The 17,716-nt window shown below is 70.3% G+C and carries 18 protein-coding genes; 10 read left to right on the top strand and 8 right to left on the bottom strand.

Annotated features, from left to right (window positions below; all coding sequences use genetic code 11):
- Nucleotides 1-76: 76 nt before the first annotated feature.
- Nucleotides 77-340: a DUF8691 family protein gene (locus tag JOD65_RS16280; protein ID WP_191195950.1), complete on the top strand. Its 264-nt coding sequence runs from the start codon at nt 77-79 to the stop codon at nt 338-340.
- Between the two features lie 40 nt (nt 341-380).
- Nucleotides 381-1,115, top strand: coding sequence for a DUF4386 domain-containing protein (locus JOD65_RS16285; protein WP_191195951.1), 735 nt, complete (start codon nt 381-383; stop codon nt 1,113-1,115).
- Here the strand turns inward: JOD65_RS16285 and JOD65_RS16290 are convergent.
- Entirely contained in the window at nt 1,106-2,356 is a 1,251-nt protein-coding gene (locus JOD65_RS16290) for an MFS transporter (protein WP_191195952.1), read from the bottom strand. The genes JOD65_RS16285 and JOD65_RS16290 overlap by 10 nt on opposite strands.
- Nucleotides 2,353-3,819 carry an NAD(P)-binding protein gene (locus tag JOD65_RS16295; protein WP_307821217.1) on the bottom strand — a complete coding sequence of 489 codons (1,467 nt, stop codon included), beginning with the start codon at nt 3,817-3,819 and terminating at the stop codon, nt 2,353-2,355. The genes JOD65_RS16290 and JOD65_RS16295 overlap by 4 nt, the downstream gene beginning before the upstream one ends.
- Before the next feature lie 106 nt (nt 3,820-3,925).
- Between JOD65_RS16295 and JOD65_RS16300 the strand changes: the two genes are divergently transcribed.
- Entirely contained in the window at nt 3,926-4,876 is a 951-nt protein-coding gene (locus tag JOD65_RS16300; RefSeq protein WP_307821218.1) for a GNAT family N-acetyltransferase, read from the top strand.
- A gap of 21 nt (nt 4,877-4,897) precedes the next feature.
- On the opposite strand, the gene JOD65_RS16305 is transcribed toward JOD65_RS16300, so the two are convergent.
- The 4 genes from JOD65_RS16305 to JOD65_RS16320 all read right to left on the bottom strand — a co-directional run bounded on the left by JOD65_RS16305 (nt 4,898) and on the right by JOD65_RS16320 (nt 8,447).
- A complete protein-coding gene (locus tag JOD65_RS16305; RefSeq protein WP_191195955.1) occupies nt 4,898-5,365 on the bottom strand; it encodes an arsenate-mycothiol transferase ArsC in 468 nt (155 codons plus the stop codon).
- Nucleotides 5,362-6,123, bottom strand: coding sequence for an aquaporin (locus tag JOD65_RS16310; protein ID WP_191195956.1), 762 nt, complete (start codon nt 6,121-6,123; stop codon nt 5,362-5,364). The genes JOD65_RS16305 and JOD65_RS16310 overlap by 4 nt, the downstream gene beginning before the upstream one ends.
- Before the next feature lie 107 nt (nt 6,124-6,230).
- Nucleotides 6,231-6,959 carry an arsenate reductase/protein-tyrosine-phosphatase family protein gene (locus JOD65_RS16315; RefSeq protein WP_191195957.1) on the bottom strand — a complete coding sequence of 243 codons (729 nt, stop codon included), beginning with the start codon at nt 6,957-6,959 and terminating at the stop codon, nt 6,231-6,233.
- 267 nt (nt 6,960-7,226) lie between these two features.
- Nucleotides 7,227-8,447, bottom strand: a complete 1,221-nt coding sequence (locus tag JOD65_RS16320; RefSeq protein ID WP_191195958.1) for an AI-2E family transporter — start codon at nt 8,445-8,447, stop codon at nt 7,227-7,229.
- A gap of 359 nt (nt 8,448-8,806) precedes the next feature.
- Here JOD65_RS16320 and JOD65_RS16325 point away from each other — a divergent pair, with 359 nt between their 5' ends.
- Nucleotides 8,807-9,400, top strand: a complete 594-nt coding sequence (locus JOD65_RS16325; RefSeq protein WP_191195959.1) for a DUF1269 domain-containing protein — start codon at nt 8,807-8,809, stop codon at nt 9,398-9,400.
- 105 nt (nt 9,401-9,505) lie between these two features.
- Here the strand turns inward: JOD65_RS16325 and JOD65_RS16330 are convergent, their stop codons facing one another.
- A complete protein-coding gene (locus JOD65_RS16330; protein WP_191195960.1) occupies nt 9,506-9,919 on the bottom strand; it encodes a nuclear transport factor 2 family protein in 414 nt (137 codons plus the stop codon).
- 148 nt (nt 9,920-10,067) lie between these two features.
- Between JOD65_RS16330 and JOD65_RS16335 the strand changes: the two genes are divergently transcribed.
- The 6 genes from JOD65_RS16335 (at nt 10,068) to gad (ending at nt 16,107) form a co-directional block, all read left to right on the top strand.
- Nucleotides 10,068-10,430 (top strand): metallopeptidase family protein, encoded by a 363-nt coding sequence (locus JOD65_RS16335; RefSeq protein WP_191195961.1) that lies wholly within the window; start codon nt 10,068-10,070, stop codon nt 10,428-10,430.
- A gap of 195 nt (nt 10,431-10,625) precedes the next feature.
- Nucleotides 10,626-12,125 carry an arylsulfatase gene (locus JOD65_RS16340; RefSeq protein WP_191195962.1) on the top strand — a complete coding sequence of 500 codons (1,500 nt, stop codon included), beginning with the start codon at nt 10,626-10,628 and terminating at the stop codon, nt 12,123-12,125.
- A gap of 1 nt (nt 12,126) precedes the next feature.
- The gene (locus tag JOD65_RS16345; RefSeq protein WP_191195963.1) at nt 12,127-13,074 is read left to right on the top strand and encodes a formylglycine-generating enzyme family protein; all 948 of its coding nucleotides are present in this window, start codon (nt 12,127-12,129) and stop codon (nt 13,072-13,074) included.
- Complete coding sequence (locus JOD65_RS16350; protein WP_191195964.1) at nt 13,067-13,990, top strand: HAD family hydrolase; 924 nt, start codon at nt 13,067-13,069, stop codon at nt 13,988-13,990. Before JOD65_RS16345 ends, JOD65_RS16350 begins: the two co-directional genes overlap by 8 nt.
- A 30-nt stretch (nt 13,991-14,020) precedes the next feature.
- Complete coding sequence (locus tag JOD65_RS16355; RefSeq protein ID WP_191195965.1) at nt 14,021-14,734, top strand: hypothetical protein; 714 nt, start codon at nt 14,021-14,023, stop codon at nt 14,732-14,734.
- Nucleotides 14,731-16,107, top strand: a complete 1,377-nt coding sequence (gene gad / locus JOD65_RS16360; protein ID WP_191195966.1) for a glutamate decarboxylase — start codon at nt 14,731-14,733, stop codon at nt 16,105-16,107. Before JOD65_RS16355 ends, gad begins: the two co-directional genes overlap by 4 nt.
- A gap of 230 nt (nt 16,108-16,337) precedes the next feature.
- On the opposite strand, the gene JOD65_RS16365 is transcribed toward gad, so the two are convergent.
- The gene (locus JOD65_RS16365) at nt 16,338-17,639 is read right to left on the bottom strand and encodes a threonine/serine exporter family protein (RefSeq protein WP_307821220.1); all 1,302 of its coding nucleotides are present in this window, start codon (nt 17,637-17,639) and stop codon (nt 16,338-16,340) included.
- Between the last annotated feature and the right edge of the window lie 77 nt (nt 17,640-17,716).

Here is a 17,716-nt window from a genome sequence, read left to right on the forward strand (position 1 = left end):
TGCCGGACGAAGTTCATCACTGCTGTCATCACCTGTGATGACGCGCTCTCATCAGGTGCGTTCGTAGCTTCGCGCCATGAGCAGCAGCGACACCCCGCGTGAACCGGCCAACGGCCGGGACACCGGCAACTGGTACGAGATCCGTGTCCAGGGCCGACTCGACGACCGTTGGGCCGCCTGGTTCGACGGACTCGAACTGTCTCGCGCCGCCGACGGCACGACCGCCCTGCGAGGACCCGTCACCGACCAGGCGGCCTTGCACGGACTGCTGCACAAGCTGCGAGACCTCGGGGTCCCGCTCCTCTCCGTCACCCGGACCGACTCCGGCCCGGGTGTGTGAGCCCGTCCACAGCATTCGTCAACGCATCCAGGAGCTCAAGATGACCACCACCCAAGGCACCACACAGTCCACCGTCACCCACCAGACGGCTCGCGACGAGACCCGCCGCGCCGCCACCATCGTCGGCTGGCTCTTCATCGTCACCTACGTCACCTCGATCTCCGCCAAGATCGGGTTCTACCCGCCGCTGTTCGACGGGAACTACGTCACCGGTCCCGGAGACGACTCCCGCGTCCTGTGGGGTGCGTTCGCGGAGTGCATCCTCATCATCGCCAACATCGGCACCGCCACAGCGCTGTACACCGTCGTCAAGCACCGCTATCCCAACCTCGGCCTCAGCTTCATCGCCGCCCGCATCATGGAGAGCGTCTTCATCGGTGTCGGCATCCTCGCCGTCCTCACCGTCGTCACCCTGCGGCAGGACTACGCGGCCGCCGACGACCAGTCCGCCGCCGGCCTGGCCGTCGTCGGGGACGCGTTCCTCGCCATGCAGGAGTGGACGTTCAACCTCGGCCCCGCGTTCGTCGTCGGCGTCGGCAACGGCTGCATCCTCGGCTGGATGATGTTCCGCAGCGGCCTGGTGCCGCGCCGGCTTGCCGTGCTCGGCCTCATCGGCGGACCGCTCCTGATCGCCACCGGCTCCGCAGCCGTCCTCGGCCTCATCGAGCCCGGTGGTGCAGTCCAGACCCTCTCGGCCGCACCCGAGTTCTTCTGGGAGCTCGGCCTGGGCATCTACCTCATCGTGAAGGGCTTCAAGACCCCCACTCAGGCGTAGCGGCGCCCTCGCTCGCTCAGCAGGAGGAGCATCGACGCGGCAGCCACCACGGCGAGCAACGTGAACGTCGCGTCGTACGACCCGAGACCTGCGGCCAGCAGCGCCCCCACCCATGGAGCGAACGCGGACACGACCGTGATGGCGCCGGTGAGGATGCCGTTGCGGTGCCCGATGTCGCCCACACCCCAGCGGTCCACCACCGCAGTCGCCTGGATCAGGGTGAAGACGCCGCGGACCGTGCCGGAGGCGAACGTCAGGGCGCACACCAGCGCGAACGGCGACTGCCACACCGCGAGAGCACCGGTGGTCGCCACGACCCCGGCGATGGTCGTCACGGTTCGTGCGGTCGGTCCCAGTCGGCTGAGCACCGGTCCGTAGAACAAGCGGCCGACCACCTGCCCGACGCCTCCCACACCGAGCGCGGCAGCAGCTTGAGTGGTGGTGAGCCCGTTGCCGGTCAGGAGCGGGACGAGGTTGATGACGACGGCGTAGACGGCGAAGCCGGCCAGAGCCATGGCGACGACCAGGCGCGCGAAGGCACGTCCGTCGAAGTCGCCCTCCCGCTGCCACGAGCCGCCTTCGTCGCGCGCGGCGGGCGGGATGCTGGTCGAGGTCCACTGCGGCCGGAGTCCCCAGGCGTGAAGCGGCACCGTCAGCAGGAGGACACCTGCGAGCGCGAGGTAGGTGTCGCGCCATCCCAGGCCGGACAGCAGCAGTGCCGTCACGGGTGCGAACACGGTCGACGCCAGTCCGGCGACCAGGGTGATGGCAGTCAGTGACCGGACGCGACGCACCGCGTCTCCCCCGCTCCACCCGGTGACGGCGGCGAATGCGGGTGCGTACAGGGTTGCCGACATCGCGGCGCCGGCCGTCATCCAGGCGGCGAAGAACCACTGCAGGCTCGGTGCAGCGGACAGCGCCACCACCGATGCGACGGCCAGCGCGGACCCGGCAGTCATCACGGTGCGGGGTCCGGCGCGGTCGATGCGGCGGCCGACCCAGATGCCGCATCCGCCGGAGACCACGAGTGCCAGCGTGAACGCCGCCACCAGCCACACCATCGGCCAGCCCTCGTCGGCGCTGATGGTGCTGGCAAGCACCGGGAAGGCGTAGAAGAGCACCCCCCAGGACACGATCTCGGTGGCGCACAGCACCGCCACGGCGCGGGACAGCCCCGGAACCGGTGCCGACGCTGCAGCAGCGGTCCCGGGGCTGATCCCGGCCTGTCGGGCTCCGGTCATCCGCAGCAGCCCGAGCTGGTCTCCTCGCTCCCGGCCGGGGCCGCGCCGACGCCGACCGCGACGGGCGAGCCGATGCTCAGCAGCTGCGGCTCGAGCTCCAGCGGGGCCACGTCCGCCGGGGCGGGACCGCAACACCCTCCCCCGCCGCCGGCCAGCGCGACGGCGTCCGGGTCGTCGAACGCGCCGGCGCCGTTGCAGACACCTGTCTCGGGAAGGACGAGGTCGACCCGGTCGGCGGCCTCGAGATCGCCGTCGAGGGCGGCCATCACGGAGCGGACCTGTTCGTACCCGGTCATCGCCAGGAACGACGGAGCGCGGCCGTAGGACTTCATCCCGACCAGGAACAGGCCCTGCTCGGGCTGCGTCAGCTCCCGGTGCCCGTGCGGGGCCACATCACCACAGCTGTGGTGGTCGGGGTGGATCTGGTCGGCAAGGATGCGGGCGGACCCCAGGGCGGGGTCGAGGTCGAGGCGGACCTCGGACAGGAACCCGAAGTCGGGCCGGAAGCCGGTGACGACGATGACCTCGTCGACGTCGGTGACCTGCTGGCCGTCGACCGAGGTGATGGTGAGGCGGCTGTCGTCCTGGGTGGCGACGGACTCGGTGCGGAAGTGGGTCACGTTGGTGACGAGCCCGCTCGCTGCGGCCGCCTTGGCGTCCTGGCCGAGCTTGCCGCGTTGCTCGAGCTGGTCGTTGTCGCCGCCACCGAACGCGTCGCCCACGGAGGGGCGACGCAGCAGCCACGACACTCGGGTGGCGGAGTCGGTCCGGGCGAGCTGGGCAAGGCCGATGAGGACGCCCTGGGCCGAGGCACCCTTGCCGGCGACGGCTACGTGCTTGCCCGCGTAGCGGGCGGCGACCGCCGGGTCGCGGAGGTCGGGGATGCCATACGTGAAGCGGGCGGCGTTCTCCCTCTCGCCCAGTGCGGGATAACCGTCGGCGCCGAGCGGGTTGGGGCTGGTCCAGGTGCCTGAGGCGTCCACGACCGCGCTGGCGAGGAGCCGCTCGCGCCCTCCGGGACCGTCGACGTGGACGGCGAACGGGTCGCCCTCACGGCCGGAGTCGACCATCAGGTCACGGCCGGCACGGCTCACGCCCACCACGCGGGAGTCGTAGCGCACCGAGCCGCCGTCCAGAGCGTCGAGCAGCGCCGCCAAGGGGTGCAGGTAGGCGTCGCGCCACTCCCCGCCGGTCGGGTAGGCGTCGTCGTCGGGTGCCGTCCACGTGCCGGCGCCGTCGAGGAGACGGCGCGCCGCGGGGTCGGCGAGCTCGGACCAGGACGAAAAAAGTCGCACGTGCGACCACTCGCCGACCGCGGCACCGGCATCTGGGCCGCCCTCGAGGACGACGAAGCCCATCCCGCGCTCGGCGGCGTTCGCCGCGGCGGCCAGGCCGATGGGGCCGGCGCCGATGATGACGACCGGCAAGGACGCGGCAGGGGTGGGACTGGCTGAGGTGGTCACAACATCTCCTGGGAGCATTGACGGGGATCGATGTAATGGGACAGTATCGACCTCCGTCGATGCACACAAGGGTTTCATCGACAATCTTCGATGTAAGGTGGGAGTCGTGACCACCACGACGCAGGACGAGACCGTCGAGACGCTCGAGGACGCCATCACCGGCATCACCGGCGGTGTCGAGGCAGCCGCGTGCAGTGACGCCGCGTGCCAGCCGGCGAGCGAGACGCCGCTGGCGCTGGGTCGCGACGAGGCCGAGACGTTCGCCAGCTGGTTCTCGACGTTGTCCGACCCCACGCGCGTTCGACTGCTTCACGCCGTCTCGACCGCGCCTGCCGGGCACATCCGCATCGGCGACCTGGCGCTCGAGCTCGGCATCGCCCAGCCCACGGTGACCCACCACGTGCAGAAGCTCGCAGAGGTGGGGTTCCTCAACGTCGACCGTGTCGGCACCAGCAAGCACGTCTCGGTCAACCCGGCCTGCTGCACGGGCCTGCCGCACGCCGCCGACGTCGTGATGGGCACCCTCGCCGCGCGTCCTTGCTGCCCTGAGGACCTGCCCATCGACGTCACCACCCGCGCGATGACCGACGACGACCTTCCGGTCGTGCGCGACATCTACGCCGAGGGCATCGCCACCCGCAACGCGACCTTCGAGACCGAGGTGCCCGACCTGCGCACGATGGCAGCGAAGTGGCTGCCCAGGCATCGGTGGGTCGCCGAGGCCGACCTCGGCGGCACCACCCAGGTCGTCGGCTGGACCGCCATCTCCCCCGTGTCGGAGCGCGCGTGCTACTCCGGTGTAGGCGAGTCCTCGGTGTACGTCGCCGGGGCCGCGCGTGGCCGTGGTGTCGGCAAGGCACTGCTGTGGCGCCAGGTCAACGAGGCCGACACCGGCGGGCTGTGGACGCTGCAGACCTCGGTGTTCCCCGAGAACCGGGCGTCCATCGCGCTGCACCACTCGGCCGGCTACGCCACCCTCGCGGTCCGCTCCCGCATCGCCCAGCTCGACGGCATGTGGCGGGACACCGTCCTCCTCGAGCGTCGCAAGGTCGACTGACCCGCCCGCACAGGGCTCGGCTCAGTCGAGGACCGAGGGCGGCAGCTCGATGTCCGGGACCAGCTCGACCAGCAGCGCGCGGACGCGGCCGTCGATGTCGGCGATGATGCCGCGCACCGTCTCGTCGTCCTGACCGCCCGGGTCGGAGACCGGCCAGTCGACGTACGTCACGCCGGGCACGTACGGGCACTCCTCGCCACAGCCGAGCGTGATGGCCATGACGGACGTCTGGATGGTCTCTCGCGTCAGCTTCGTCGGCGTCTCGGCGGAGGTGTCCAGGCCGAGCTCCTCCAGGGCGTCGGCGACCTCGGGGTGGATGTGCTCACCGGGCTGCGTGCCCGCCGAGAGAGCCAGGACCCGACCGCCGGCGTAGTGCTCGGTCAGGACGCGGGAGATGACCGAGCGGCCGCCGTTGCGGATGCACGCGAACACGACCTGCGGCACGGGGGTGGTCGTCTCGGTGGCGGGCGTGGACGTGGCGGCGGTCATCGGGTGCTCCTGGTGTCAGCCGTCTCGGAAGAGGACGGGTGGGTGGTGTGCGGGACGACGACGTCGCCTGCGGCAGCTGCGACGTCGGGGAACAGGTAGCGGACCAGGGCGATGCCGATCAGGCCGCCGACGACCTGCGCAGCGATGAACCCGGGCACGGACGCGGGGTCGATGCCCGCGAACGTGTCGGAGAAGATGCGGCCGATGGTGACGGCCGGGTTCGCGAACGACGTGGAGGACGTGAACCAGTAGGCCGCACCGATGTAGGCACCCACGGCCGGTGCCGCCAGCGCGCCGCGGCCGGTGCGGGCGAGCGCGAAGATGAGCGCGACCAGGCCGGCGGTCGCGACGACCTCGGCGACGAGCAGGTTCGACCCGGCACGCTCCTTGGTCGACAGCTCGGTGATGTCGATGTCGAACATGACGTTCGCCAACACCGCGCCGGCGACGGCGCCCGCGATCTGCGCCAGCGTGTACGCGCCGACCTCGCCGCCGGTGAGGCCGGTTCCGGCGCGGCGGCCGAGCAGCCAGTCGGCGGCAGAGACGACCGGGTTGAAGTGGGCCCCGGAGACGGGGCCGAACAGGAGGATGAGGACGGTCAGGCCGAACACGGTGGCCGTGGAGTTCTCCAGCAGCTGCAGGCCTACGTCGTCGGGTGAGAGCTGCTGGGCGGCGATGCCGGAGCCGACGACGACGGTGACGAGTAGTGCGGTGCCGAGGAGCTCGGCGACGAGCCGACGGTGCAGAGGTGCTGCCATCAGGCGCGGGCCCCCGTGTCGGGAGTGAGGGCGAGCTGCTGGTCGAGCAAGAGCCAGGGGCCGGGCCGGCCGGGTGCGTGCTGCTGGCGAGTGGTCACGGTGTGCTCCTAGGAGGCAGTGGCGTCTGGGGTGGCATCGACGGTGGGGGTCAGGCGCGGGGCAAGGTCGGCCACCCGACCGGCGATGTCGTCGTAGGCGGCGTCGAAGGCCGCGTCGGTCCCGGCCGCGACCGGGTCGGGGACCGACCAGTGGCTCACGCCCGCCAGCCGCGGCCGGGTACCCGACCGACGGTCCGCCGGGAGCTCCTCGTGCGCGGCGTCGCACACCGTCACGACGAAGTCGCCGTCGCGGAGCAGTCCGTCGAGCGACTGGGGCCGTTCCTGGACCAGGACCAGTCCGTGGCGACGGGCCGCGGCCACTGCCCCGGGGGCGATGGCGGCGCCCGGGTGCGTGCCGCCCGACGTGACCGGAATGGGGCTGGCTTCGCGCCAGAGCGCCGCCGCGAGCTGCGAACGCGCCGAGTTCGCGGTGCACACGAACACCACGCGTTCCGCCGTCGCACCAGCCGCGGAGGACGCAGCCGGCAGCAAGCCCGCCAAGCGTTCGCGGTGCAACCGGAGGTACGTGCGGCGCTTGTCGGCGTGCGAGCGGTGACGGGACACGATGCCGGCATCCTCCAGCACCTTCAGGTGGTGGGCCAGCAGGTTCGAGGGCAGTCCGAGCTCCGCGCGCAGCTCCCCAGGGGACGCGTCACCGATGCCGAGCAGGTCCACAATGCGCAACCGCGCCGGCTCAGCCAAGGCGGACAAGCCCGCGACCCGTGCCTCGAAGTCCATCAGTCATCCATTCACTCAACAGTTGTTGAGTCAATTGTTACTGACTGACTGCTTCCCGACAAGTCCGCCGACGCTGGCCCGGTTCTGCTGTCGCAGCCACGACCCACCTCGAAGGGATCTACAGCAAACCGCCGGGTGGACGCACTGCGCCGCGGCCGGCCCCTCGGTCTGTGCTGGCCAGACAGTCACCGCCCACGCAACCCACGTCACCGACCCGGTCGCCGTGTCGCCGATCAGGACTCCCGTCGGCTCCCCGCACCCGGCATCTCAGCCTGGCTGATCGCTCGGCGCCGCCGCGTCGAAGAGTCCGACCTCCCTGAGGACGCGCAGCGCGTTGACGGAGGCGGAGGTCAGCGGGGCAGCCAGGATGGCTCCCATCAACCCGAAGAGAAGGGTCCCTGCGGTGGTGGCGACGAGGACCACGAGCGGGTGGAGCCGCAATGACCGCCCGAACGCAAACGGCTCGAAGAAGTTCTGGATGGTGGTGTTGGCCAGCAGCACGATCGCGAGCATCGCCAGGGCGACGGGGAGCCCCTGCGCTCCGAGTGCGACCACGACGGCGAAGGCACCGGCGAGAACGGCGCCGAAGTAGGGCACGTAGGAGGCGATGAAGGTGACCAGAGCGATCGGCACCGCTGCCGGTATCCCGAGGGCGACGGCCCCGATGCCGACCACGGCTGCGTTCATCACACCGATCTCCGTCAGCCCGAGGGCGTAGCCACGAAACGCCCGGACGGTGCCGTCCAAGAGCTCGCTCGCCACGCGCGGCGGCAGACCCGCGTGATGTGTGCTCCAGGTCGTGATCGGCTGCCAGTCCTTGAGCAGGAACAGCAGGACGAACACGCTGAGGACGATGCCGACGAGCAGTGCGGTCGCGGAGAACAGCGCTGAGCCGAGCGCGCCGGCGAGGAGGGCGCGCAGCGCCGATGCCAGCACCGTCGCGAGGTGCTCGCCGCGGTCGCCGCCCGGATCCAGCTGGTCGCCGGCCGAGTCGAGACCTGCAGTCACCTGGAGCCAGATGTCGTAGCCCTGGTCGATGAGCACCTGGAGAACCACCACGAGAACGACCACGACGATCGACAGCCCGACCAGCAGAAGCAGGGCAGCGCCCAGCCAGCGCGGCACGCGCCAGCGCTCGAGTCGGTCGACCGCGGGCACCAGGATCGCGGCGAGCACCGCGGCAACGACCAACGGGATCATCAACGACGCCACCCCTGCAAGCAGCAGGAGGGCGATCCCGACGAGGACGGCGATCCCGACCACCAGCCATGCGCCCGTGCCGAGGGTACGGAGCCAGGGCGGGAGCCTCAGGTGCACGAACTCTCGCGTGGCTGCCGTCGCCGCGCGACGTGCCACGTGCACCGTGTCCTCAGCGCCCTCCTCGGTCACGGTGCCTGCCGCGATCGAGGAGCGAGGCTCGAGGCGCGCGAGCCGAGAACCGGAGGCGTCACCGTCGCCGCCGTCCGAAGAGGTGGTCGAGCCGGTCACCGATCGACCGCGCGGGCTTGATCTCGACCAGGTTCGACCCGTCCCTCGTCTGCACAGGCGTGCCTCGCTGAAGCGCGGTGTACGCAATGGGGTCATCAGGCGCATCGGGCACGCTGCCACCATAGGGCGAACCGCGACGTTTCGCGCGCGACGTCCTCGGTCACCTGTGGCTTCGCCGGCGCCGTGCGCACCGGTCCCCCACCGCGGGTGACCCCACGGTCCATCCGGACTGCCACCATCGTCGAGGTGACCTCACGCCCCGGTGCACGTCGCCGGGCGACGGCACGGCGACCGCACGGAAGCGGCCCGGGCCCGAGCGACTACCGGCCGGGCAGCTCGGCACGAACCAAGGAGCAGACATGACGGAGAACCAGGGCCCGGACGGACCCGACGCGGACATCGTCACCGGCGTCTCGGACGGGGCCTACGCCCTCGTCATCGCCGACTACGCGGACACCGAGTCAGCGTGGAGTGCCTACGAAGACCTGAAAGCGGTCGAGGACGGTCGCACGGTCGCCATCGAAGGCGTCGTCGTGGTCAAGCGCGGCACGGACGGCAGGCTCGAGATCCAGAAGTCCACCGACCACAGCACCCGTTCCGGACTCCGGTGGGGACTGGTCGGCGGCATCGCACTCGGGATCCTCTTCCCACCCTCGATCCTGGGGAGCGCTGCCGTCCTGGGCTCGACCGGTGCCGCTGCCGGCAAGATCCGCCAGCTGCAGCATCGCCATGAGCTGACCGAGGACCTGGAGGGCTCGATCGCACCCGGCCATTCGGGAATCGTGGCTCTTGTCTCCGACCCCAGGGCGGTGAAGATCCGCCAGGCGCTCACCCTGGCCGATGCGATCGTGGAGCGGACGATCGACAAGGTGGCAGCCGATGACATCAAGGCTGCAGCCGAGGAGGCGGCCGCCGAGGCGAAGGCCGCCAAGGACACCGACTCCGCGACGTAGCCCTGCGCCATGTGGGGACTGCCCGTGCGCGAGATGCGGTTGTCGTCGCCTGCGCGTGCCTGTCCTGGTCGCGTGTGGTGACGACGGCACGTCCCGATGTCTACGTCATGAGTCGTGACCGGGCGGCCGGTAGAGCCGCTCCACCGCGGCACCGATGTCCTCGTCGTGCTGCTCGACCGGCTCCACGTACAACCGGGCAGAGACGATCAGCTCGTCGCGGACCGTGGCGATGAAGACCCCCCGCATGGCAAAGACCGCGCCGTCCCTGTGGTGGCCGTGCCAGGAGACCTCGCCCCACTCCACGTCTCGATCGCGACAGGTCGCCAGGAGCTCCGCCCGGAAGTCCGGGACACCGGCGAAGACCGAGGACCAGTTCTCCTGGACCTGCGCCCGCCCCGAGAACTCGCGACCCGGATGCGCCGGTTGCTCGCTCCGGTAGTCGGGCGCGAAGCACGATGCGAACAGCTCGACGTCGTGGGCGTTCTGGGCATCGGTGAGGCGCTCGAGCGGCGTGCGCATGACGTCGAACCTAGAAGCCACGCGCGAGGTCGAACATCCCCCGGTGAGGGCGAGGTCCACCAGCCGTCCACACGGAATCTTCCTCGGCACACCCAGCGCGAGACGTGTCGAGCAAGGACCCTCCGCCGAGCAGGAGCGAGAGCAGACGATGCACCCCGATTCCATCCCTCTGCAGGACTTCGAGGCCATGGTCGTCGACGCCCTGGACTCACTGCCCGACTGGGTGATCCCGATCGTGGCCGAGATCGCCGTCCTCGTCGAGGACGACCAGGCTCCCGAGGACAGGCGCCCCGGTGTCCTGTGCCTCGGGCTGTACCGCGGCGTTCCGCGCACCACTCACTACGGGCGTGCACCCGGCACCCTTCCCGACACCATCACGCTCTACCGCACCCCGATCCTCGCGGTCTGCGAGCACCCCGAGGACGTGGCGCCACGGGTGCGCAAGGTGCTGGTGCACGAGGTGGGGCACGCCATGGGGCTGGGTGAGGACGAGCTCCGGTCGCTGGGCTAGCACTGAGGCTCCACACGTCGCGGCTAAGGCTCACCCTTCCCGGGTGAGGCACGCGGCCGTCGGGTCGCCGACGTTGGATGTCACGACGAGTCCCACGTGCGTGCCGTCGACGGCGCCCGGTCAGGCCGGCCCGGGCGCACGGGCCCGCGTGGCTCGGCCGCTGGCGGGCAGCTGCCCCTACCGAAGGAGCACCACATGGCGGACAGGCCGAACATCCTGATCATCTGGGGCGATGACATCGGGGTGAGCAACCTGAGCTGCTACAGCGACGGGGTGATGGGCTACCGGACCCCCCACATCGACCGCATCGCGGACGAGGGGGTGCGGTTCACCGACTACTACGGCGAGCAGAGCTGCACGGCAGGTCGCGCGGCGTTCATCACCGGTCAGAACCCGTACCGCACGGGCCTGACCAAGGTCGGGATGCCTGGCATGGACGTCGGGCTGAGGGCCGAGGACCCCACGATCGCGACGGCTCTCAAGGCGCTCGGCTACGCCACGGGGCAGTTCGGCAAGAACCACTTCGGCGACCGTGACGAGTTCCTCCCCACCATGCACGGCTTCGACGAGTTCTTCGGCAACCTCTACCACCTCAACGCCGAGGAGGAGCCCGAGCTCGACGACTACCCGCCCGAGGAGGACTTCCCCGACTTCCGCAAGAACTTCGGCCCGCGAGGCGTCATCCACTCGTGGTCGAACGGCGACGGCACGCAGCGCATCGAGGACACCGGCCCGCTGACGAAGGAGCGGATGAAGACCATCGACGACGAGGTCGCTCCCGAGGCGCTGCGGTTCATGTCCGACGCCAGGGCCGCCAACACCCCGTTCTTCGTCTGGCTCAACACCACCCACATGCACTTCCGCACCCATGTCAAGGACGGCAGCAGGGGTCGCGCCGGCCGGTGGCAGTCGGCCTACCACGACACGATGTGCGACCACGACGACCTGGTCGGCGACGTCCTGGCGTTCCTCGACGACAACGGGCTGGCCGAGGACACGATCGTCATGTACTCCACGGACAACGGTCCCCACATGAACTCCTGGCCCGATGCCGGCATGACACCGTTCCGGAGCGAGAAGAACTCGAACTGGGAGGGCGCGTACCGGGTGCCGGCGGTGGTTCGATGGCCCGGACGAATCCCGGCAGGCACGGTGCTGAACGGGATCGTCAGCCACAACGACTGGTTCGTCACCCTCCTCGCCGCGGCGGGTGACACCGACGTTGCGGACCGGTTGAAGCGGGGCACCGATCTGGGCGGGACGACGTACAAGGTGCACCTCGACGGGCACAACCAGCTGGACTACATCACCGGGGCGTTGGACGAGAGCCCCCGCAAGCACTTCTTCTACGTCTCCGACGACGGCGACCTGACCGCGCTGAGGTACGACAACTGGAAGCTGGTCTTCCTCGAGCAACGCGCGACCGGGACGCTGCGCGTGTGGGCAGAACCGTTCACGGAGCTGCGGGTGCCGAAGATGTTCAACCTCCGCACCGACCCCTACGAGCGCGCCGACATCACGTCCAACACCTACTACGACTGGTGCCTGGACCACGCCTGGTTGCCGATCCCGGCACAGGTGTACGTCTCCCGGATGATCGAGTCCCTGGCCGAGTTCCCGGCCCGGCAGGAACCACCCAGCTTCAGCATCGACCGGGTGCTCGAGAAGCTCAAGGCCGGCGTTGGCAGCACCTGAGATGGCCGTCGACCTCCCGGGTGGGATGTTCACGATGGGGTCGGACGCCCACTACCCCGAGGAGGCGCCGACCCACCGCGTGCGGGTCGACGCCTTCTCGATCGACGCGACCACGGTGACGAACGCCGAGTTCGCGGCGTTCGTGGCCGAGACGGGGTACGTGACCGTGGCCGAGCGGGACCCCGACCCGGCCGACTTCCCGGACGCGCCGGCCGAGAGCCTGCAACCGGGATCGATGGTCTTCGTCCCCACCCGTGGGCCGGTGGACCTGCGCCACCTCAGCCAGTGGTGGCGCTGGAAGCCCGGCGCCAGCTGGAGGCACCCGCGAGGACCGACGAGCTCCGTCGACCAGCTGCTCGAGCATCCCGTGGTGCACGTCGCACACGAGGACGCGCTGGCCTACGCGTCCTGGGTCGGGGCCTCGCTGCCGACCGAGGCCGAGTGGGAGTACGCCGCCCGCGGCGGCCTCGACGGGACGGCGTACACCTGGGGCGAGGACGCCCGCCCCGGGGGCAGGCTGATGGCCAACACCTGGGACGGCCCCGACTTCCCCTGGCGCAGCTCCGGCGAGAGCGGGTTCCTGCGCACCGCGCCGGTCGGCAGCTTCCCGGCCAACGGCTACGGGCTCTTCGACATGGCCGGCAACGTCTGGGAGTGGACGGACGACTGGTGGACGAGCCGACACCCCGAGGACGCCGGCTCGCCCTGCTGCGCTCCGGAGAACCCGCGCGGTGGCGACCTCCAGGCGAGCTACGACCCGGCACAACCGCAGTTCCGCGTCGGGCGCAAGGTCATCAAGGGCGGCTCCCACCTGTGCGCCGACACCTACTGCCTGCGCTACCGGCCTGCAGCGCGGCGACCCCAGCCGATCGACACCGGCATGAGCCACGTCGGCTTCCGTTGCGTGCGACGACCCGGACCCGCAGCACGAAGGGCCGACCATGCCTGACGACCTGCTCCCCTCCTGGCGCCCCGGGCCCACGCGTGATGCGCTCGTCGCGTTCCTCGACGACGTGCTCGACGTGCCGACGGAGGAGCGGGTCGCGTGCCTCGACAACGACGGCACCCTGTGGTGCGAGCGCCCGAGCTACGTCCAGCTCGACTTCTTCATCGACACGTTGAGGTCCAGGGCGTCCGAGCCCGACTTCGTGCACACGCCCGAGCTCGACGCGCTCCTGGGCAACGACACGGCCGCGATGGGTGAGCTCGGCCTGGAACGCATCGCCATGGCCCTGACCAGCCTGTGCGAAGGCATCTCACCCGAGGAGTTCACCCGTCGGGTCCGCGCGTTCATGTCGGTCGCCCAGCACCCGACGCTCGGTCGTCCGCTGCTCCGCAACGTCTACCAGCCGATGCTCGAGCTCATCGACGAGCTCCGACGCCGGGACGTCACGGTCACGATCGTCACCGGCGGCGGGACCGAGTTCGTCCGTGCCGTCAGCCAGCAGCTGTACGGCGTTCCTCCCGAAGCGGTCGTCGGGACGCTGATCGGCTACGAGCTCAGCCGCGGCGACGACGGGGCACCCCGCCTGCTGAGGACCGGTCGCCCGGCCGGCGGGGCCAACGAGGGCGCCGCCAAGGTGAGCAACATCCAGAGCCAGCTGGGCCGCCGCCCGCTCCTCGTCGCGGGCAACTCCGGGGGTGACCGGGAGATGCTGGAGTGGGCGGCGTCCGGCCCGGGCCCCTCGCTCGCCCTGCTGATCGACCACGACGACGCGGACCGCGAGTTCGCCTACGTGAGCAGCGCCGAGACGTTCGCCGAGCCCGAGCCGATCACGGACGTCGGCTCTCGGCTGGGGTGGACGGTGGTCAGCATGGCGGCCGACTGGGCGACCGTCTTCCCGTCCGTGGCGCCCGAGCACTAGTGGGTCGACATCGATGCGACGGGTGGGGAGATGACACGACAACCGACGGCCACGGCCGAGTCGGCACGGCTCACGACGATCAACCTCGTCGCCGCTGTGGCGTTCATCCTCGGCGGCAGCCTCTTCGCCCTGGGTGCGGTCCTCGCCCAGGACGGGGAGGTCGCGCTGCGGACGGTCAACATCACCTACCTCGTGGGCGGTTTCTTCTTCAGCCTGGGCGGCTACGTGTCGGTCCTGCTCGCGGTCAACACGGGGCTCGGCAACGACGGCACCGCGGGAGCGCACGTGCGGTGGTGGCGATACCAGCCCGAACGGCGCGACTGGATGAGCGCCGTCGTGCTGTTCGTCGGGACGCTGCTCTTCGCGGTCAGCCTCGTGGCGGCGTTCGCCGAAGGGCTCACCCCGCGCCAGTCCAACGGCTGGATCTGGTTCCCGGACATCCTCGGCTGCATCTGCTTCCTCGTGTCCGGCCACCTCGCGATGCTCGAGGTCGGCGGGGGTCACGTCGGGGTGCACGTCGATGCGCTCTCGTGGTGGGTGGTGGCGGTCAACCAGCTCGGTTCGATCCTGTTCTTCCTCGCCGGGCTGGCGGCCTTCGTCCGGCCGGCGACCTCCGCCGCCCTCGACGCCGGGCTGGTCAACTGGGGGACCTTCTCGGGGGCCGTGTGCTTCGCGGCCGGCGGCGTCGTGCAGCTCTTCGACAAGCCAACCTCGACAAGAACGGTGGTGCAGAAAACGCCATGACGACATTGAGCCAATCAGCAGCCGAAGCGCTGTACGGCAACCGGTTCCTGACGGAGAAGGCGCCCTCGACGTCGTTCCCGCAGACCGGGATGCGCCCGACCGACGCCATGCGGCTCCTCGGCGAGGACCTGAACCTCGAAGGCGATCCGCAGCGCAACCTCGCCACCTTCGTCACGACCTGGATGGAGCCCGAGGCGCAGCGGATCATCGCCGAGAACCTGCACCGCAACTTCATCGACCACGCCGAGTACCCGATATCGGCAGAGATCGAGCAACGCTGCGTCCGGATGTTGGCCGACCTCTTCAACGCCCCGGGTCCCACGACGGGCTGTCGCACCCAGGGGTCGTCCGAGGCGATCATGCTCGGCGCGCTCTCCCTGAAGTGGAAGTGGAAGGAACGCCGTCAGGCCGCGAACCTGCCGACGGACAGGCCGAACCTCGTGTTCGGAGGAGACGTCCACGTCGTGTGGGAGAAGTTCTGCCGCTACTTCGACGTCGAGCCACGCATCGTCCCGCTCGAGGAGAACAAGTACACCATCGGCCCCGCGGACGTGGAGCCGCACATCGACGAGAACACCATCGGCGTCGCAGCCGTCCTGGGCACCACCTTCACCGGCCACATGGACGACATCGTCGGCATCAACAACCTGCTGCTCGACATCAGGAACCGGCGCGACCTGGACGTCCCACTCCACGTCGACGGCGCCAGCGGCGGATTCGTGTGGCCGTTCCTCTACCCCGACTCACCCTGGGACTTCCGCCTCGAGCAGGTGCGCTCCATCAACGTGTCGGGTCACAAGTACGGGCTCGTCTACCCCGGCATCGGCTGGCTGGTCTTCCGCGAGGAGTCCGACCTCGCCGAGGACCTGGTCTTCTACGAGAACTACCTCGGCAAGCTCGACGCCACCTTCACGCTGAACTTCTCGACGGGCGCCTCGATGGTGCTGGCCCAGTACTACAACTTCGTCCGCCTGGGCCGCGACGGCTACACCTACGTGATGAAGCAGATGCAGCAGAACGCCCAGGCGCTGGCGTCCAACCTGCGCGACAGCGGCCGTTTCGAGGTGATCGGCGCAGGTGAGGAGCAGCTGCCGCTGGTGGCCTTCCGGCTCTCGGGCGAGCACACGACGTACGACGAGTCCGACATCGCGTGGCAGCTGTCCGCGGAGCGGGGCTGGATGGTGCCGGCGTACACGCTCCCGCCGAACGCCGAGCGGGTGAAGATCATGCGTGCGCTCGTGAAGGAGACCATGAGTCGCGAGCAGGTCGAACGCCTGACCCGTGACATCGCGGACGCGTGCGCGACCCTCGAGAAGAAGGGCGGGACGACCGAGACCGAGCGCGCGCAGACCAAGCGGGGATCGGGCTACTGACGGCGCATCCTGCACCGGCGCCGGGGTTGGCTAGACAGCGTGTCCGTCCACGAGCGCGTGGCGTAGCGTCGATCCCTGCAGCGGGGGTGCACACCCGGGGGAACTGCCCGCGGGACTAGTCCAGCCAGCCCCGCGGGCAGGTTGTGGGGCCGGGGTACCCCAACACTGAGCGGTCCACGGATGCGTTACCCAGTGGGCGCTCGGGCCATCCGCTGGTCTGGACCGGGAAGTCAGGCGCGGCGCTTGCGCCCCCGCGACGGACCGACCAGCCTGGGGCCGGAGAGCCGCGTCTCGAGCCAGCGAGCCTCGCGCCGCAGCGGCTGTGAGAGGTACTGACCGAGGATGACGCCGGCAGCCAACGCGATCGCCGTCCCCGCGGCTGCGACCAGCTTCGGGAATCCGTCCTCGCCGTCGGCCAGCAATGCCAGGCCTCGGTAGATGGCGAGTCCGGGCAACAGTGGCACGATCGCCGGCACCACGATGACCAGGGGCGGGACCCGGAACCGCCCCGCGACCGCGGACGCCAGCCCGATGGCAACCGCAGCGACCGCGGAGGCGAACGTCGCCCCCAGGTCGGCCTGGTCGACGAGCAGCCACGCCGCCTGACCCAGGCCAGCCAGCATCGCGACGACGACGAGTGCACGCACCGGTGCGTACGAGGCGTACGCGTAGGCCGCGGCCGCCAGGGCGGCGCCGAAGACCATCAGGCCGGCTCGCTGGGCGCCCACGGCGCCCGGATTCAGGGTTCCGACGTCGACCCCGAGAAGGAGGCCGATGCTGAGCCCGGCGGTGACACCCCCGATGATCCCGGTGGTCGCGAGGAGTGCGTCCAGCAGTCGCGCGCTCGCGGTGACCGGAAAACCCGTGATCGCGTCCTGCGTCGCACCCATGACACCGATCCCGGCGAGGAGCATCACGATGCCGGCGGTGACGACCCGCGAGGGGTTGGCCTCCATCTGGGCCCCGGCCGCTGCAACCGCGATCAGCGTGGCCGTCGCGGCCCCCGCGATCTGCTGGTAGAAGTCAGGGAAGCGACGCTGCGCCATCAGCCGCTGGATCCGATCGATGGCGCACGCCGCCAGGAACGCCAGGGCCAGCACCACAGGGCGCCCGCCCAGCGTGATCGCGATCCCGGCTCCCATCACCCCCCAACCCAGCGTGATCGCCCACCGCGGCCGCCGCCCGCCACTGGACACGGCTGCGGCGACTCGATCGCGGGCCTCCTCCCGCGTGATGTCCTTCGCGATGAGGTCGCGGACGATCAGGTCCACCTCGGTCAGGACGGCGTAGTCGACCTCCCGTCGCGTCACCCGCCGGACCTGGATCACCTCGGGAGCGTCGACGCTCGGCTGGTGGCGCAGGATCAGGTCGGTGTAGGTGACGTCGCTCTCCACCCCTCTGATCCCTGACGCACGGGTCACGGCGAGCATGGTCGCGGTCACGTCAGCAGCGCCCGCGCCCGACGACAGCAGGATCTCGCCGACCCGCAGGGCGAGGTCGCAGGCCAGGTAGGTCTCGTTCCGCTCGACCACGTCAGCTCCCTACCCCGCCTCGGCGTGGCGGTCCAGGACGTGTGTCGCCACGCCCTGTGCCCTGGGAAACGCGGCGG

The organism is Nocardioides cavernae, assembly GCF_016907475.1.
In the GTDB taxonomy this organism is placed as follows: domain Bacteria; phylum Actinomycetota; class Actinomycetes; order Propionibacteriales; family Nocardioidaceae; genus Nocardioides; species Nocardioides cavernae.

Bases quoted from the DNA above. Each gene is read 5' to 3' on its own strand.
- JOD65_RS16350 (WP_191195964.1), top strand. From the start codon at position 13,067: ATGCCTGACGACCTGCTCCCCTCCTGGCGCCCCGGGCCCACGCGTGAT.
- JOD65_RS16345 (WP_191195963.1), top strand. From the start codon at position 12,127: ATGGCCGTCGACCTCCCGGGTGGGATGTTCACGATGGGGTCGGACGCC.
- JOD65_RS16290 (WP_191195952.1), bottom strand. From the start codon at position 2,356: ATGACCGGAGCCCGACAGGCCGGGATCAGCCCCGGGACCGCTGCTGCA.
- JOD65_RS16305 (WP_191195955.1), bottom strand. From the start codon at position 5,365: ATGACCGCCGCCACGTCCACGCCCGCCACCGAGACGACCACCCCCGTG.
- JOD65_RS16325 (WP_191195959.1), top strand. From the start codon at position 8,807: ATGACGGAGAACCAGGGCCCGGACGGACCCGACGCGGACATCGTCACC.
- gad (WP_191195966.1), top strand. From the start codon at position 14,731: ATGACGACATTGAGCCAATCAGCAGCCGAAGCGCTGTACGGCAACCGG.
- JOD65_RS16330 (WP_191195960.1), bottom strand. From the start codon at position 9,919: ATGCGCACGCCGCTCGAGCGCCTCACCGATGCCCAGAACGCCCACGAC.
- JOD65_RS16285 (WP_191195951.1), top strand. From the start codon at position 381: ATGACCACCACCCAAGGCACCACACAGTCCACCGTCACCCACCAGACG.
- JOD65_RS16355 (WP_191195965.1), top strand. From the start codon at position 14,021: ATGACACGACAACCGACGGCCACGGCCGAGTCGGCACGGCTCACGACG.
- JOD65_RS16310 (WP_191195956.1), bottom strand. From the start codon at position 6,123: ATGGCAGCACCTCTGCACCGTCGGCTCGTCGCCGAGCTCCTCGGCACC.
- JOD65_RS16280 (WP_191195950.1), top strand. From the start codon at position 77: ATGAGCAGCAGCGACACCCCGCGTGAACCGGCCAACGGCCGGGACACC.
- JOD65_RS16340 (WP_191195962.1), top strand. From the start codon at position 10,626: ATGGCGGACAGGCCGAACATCCTGATCATCTGGGGCGATGACATCGGG.
- JOD65_RS16335 (WP_191195961.1), top strand. From the start codon at position 10,068: ATGCACCCCGATTCCATCCCTCTGCAGGACTTCGAGGCCATGGTCGTC.
- JOD65_RS16315 (WP_191195957.1), bottom strand. From the start codon at position 6,959: ATGGACTTCGAGGCACGGGTCGCGGGCTTGTCCGCCTTGGCTGAGCCG.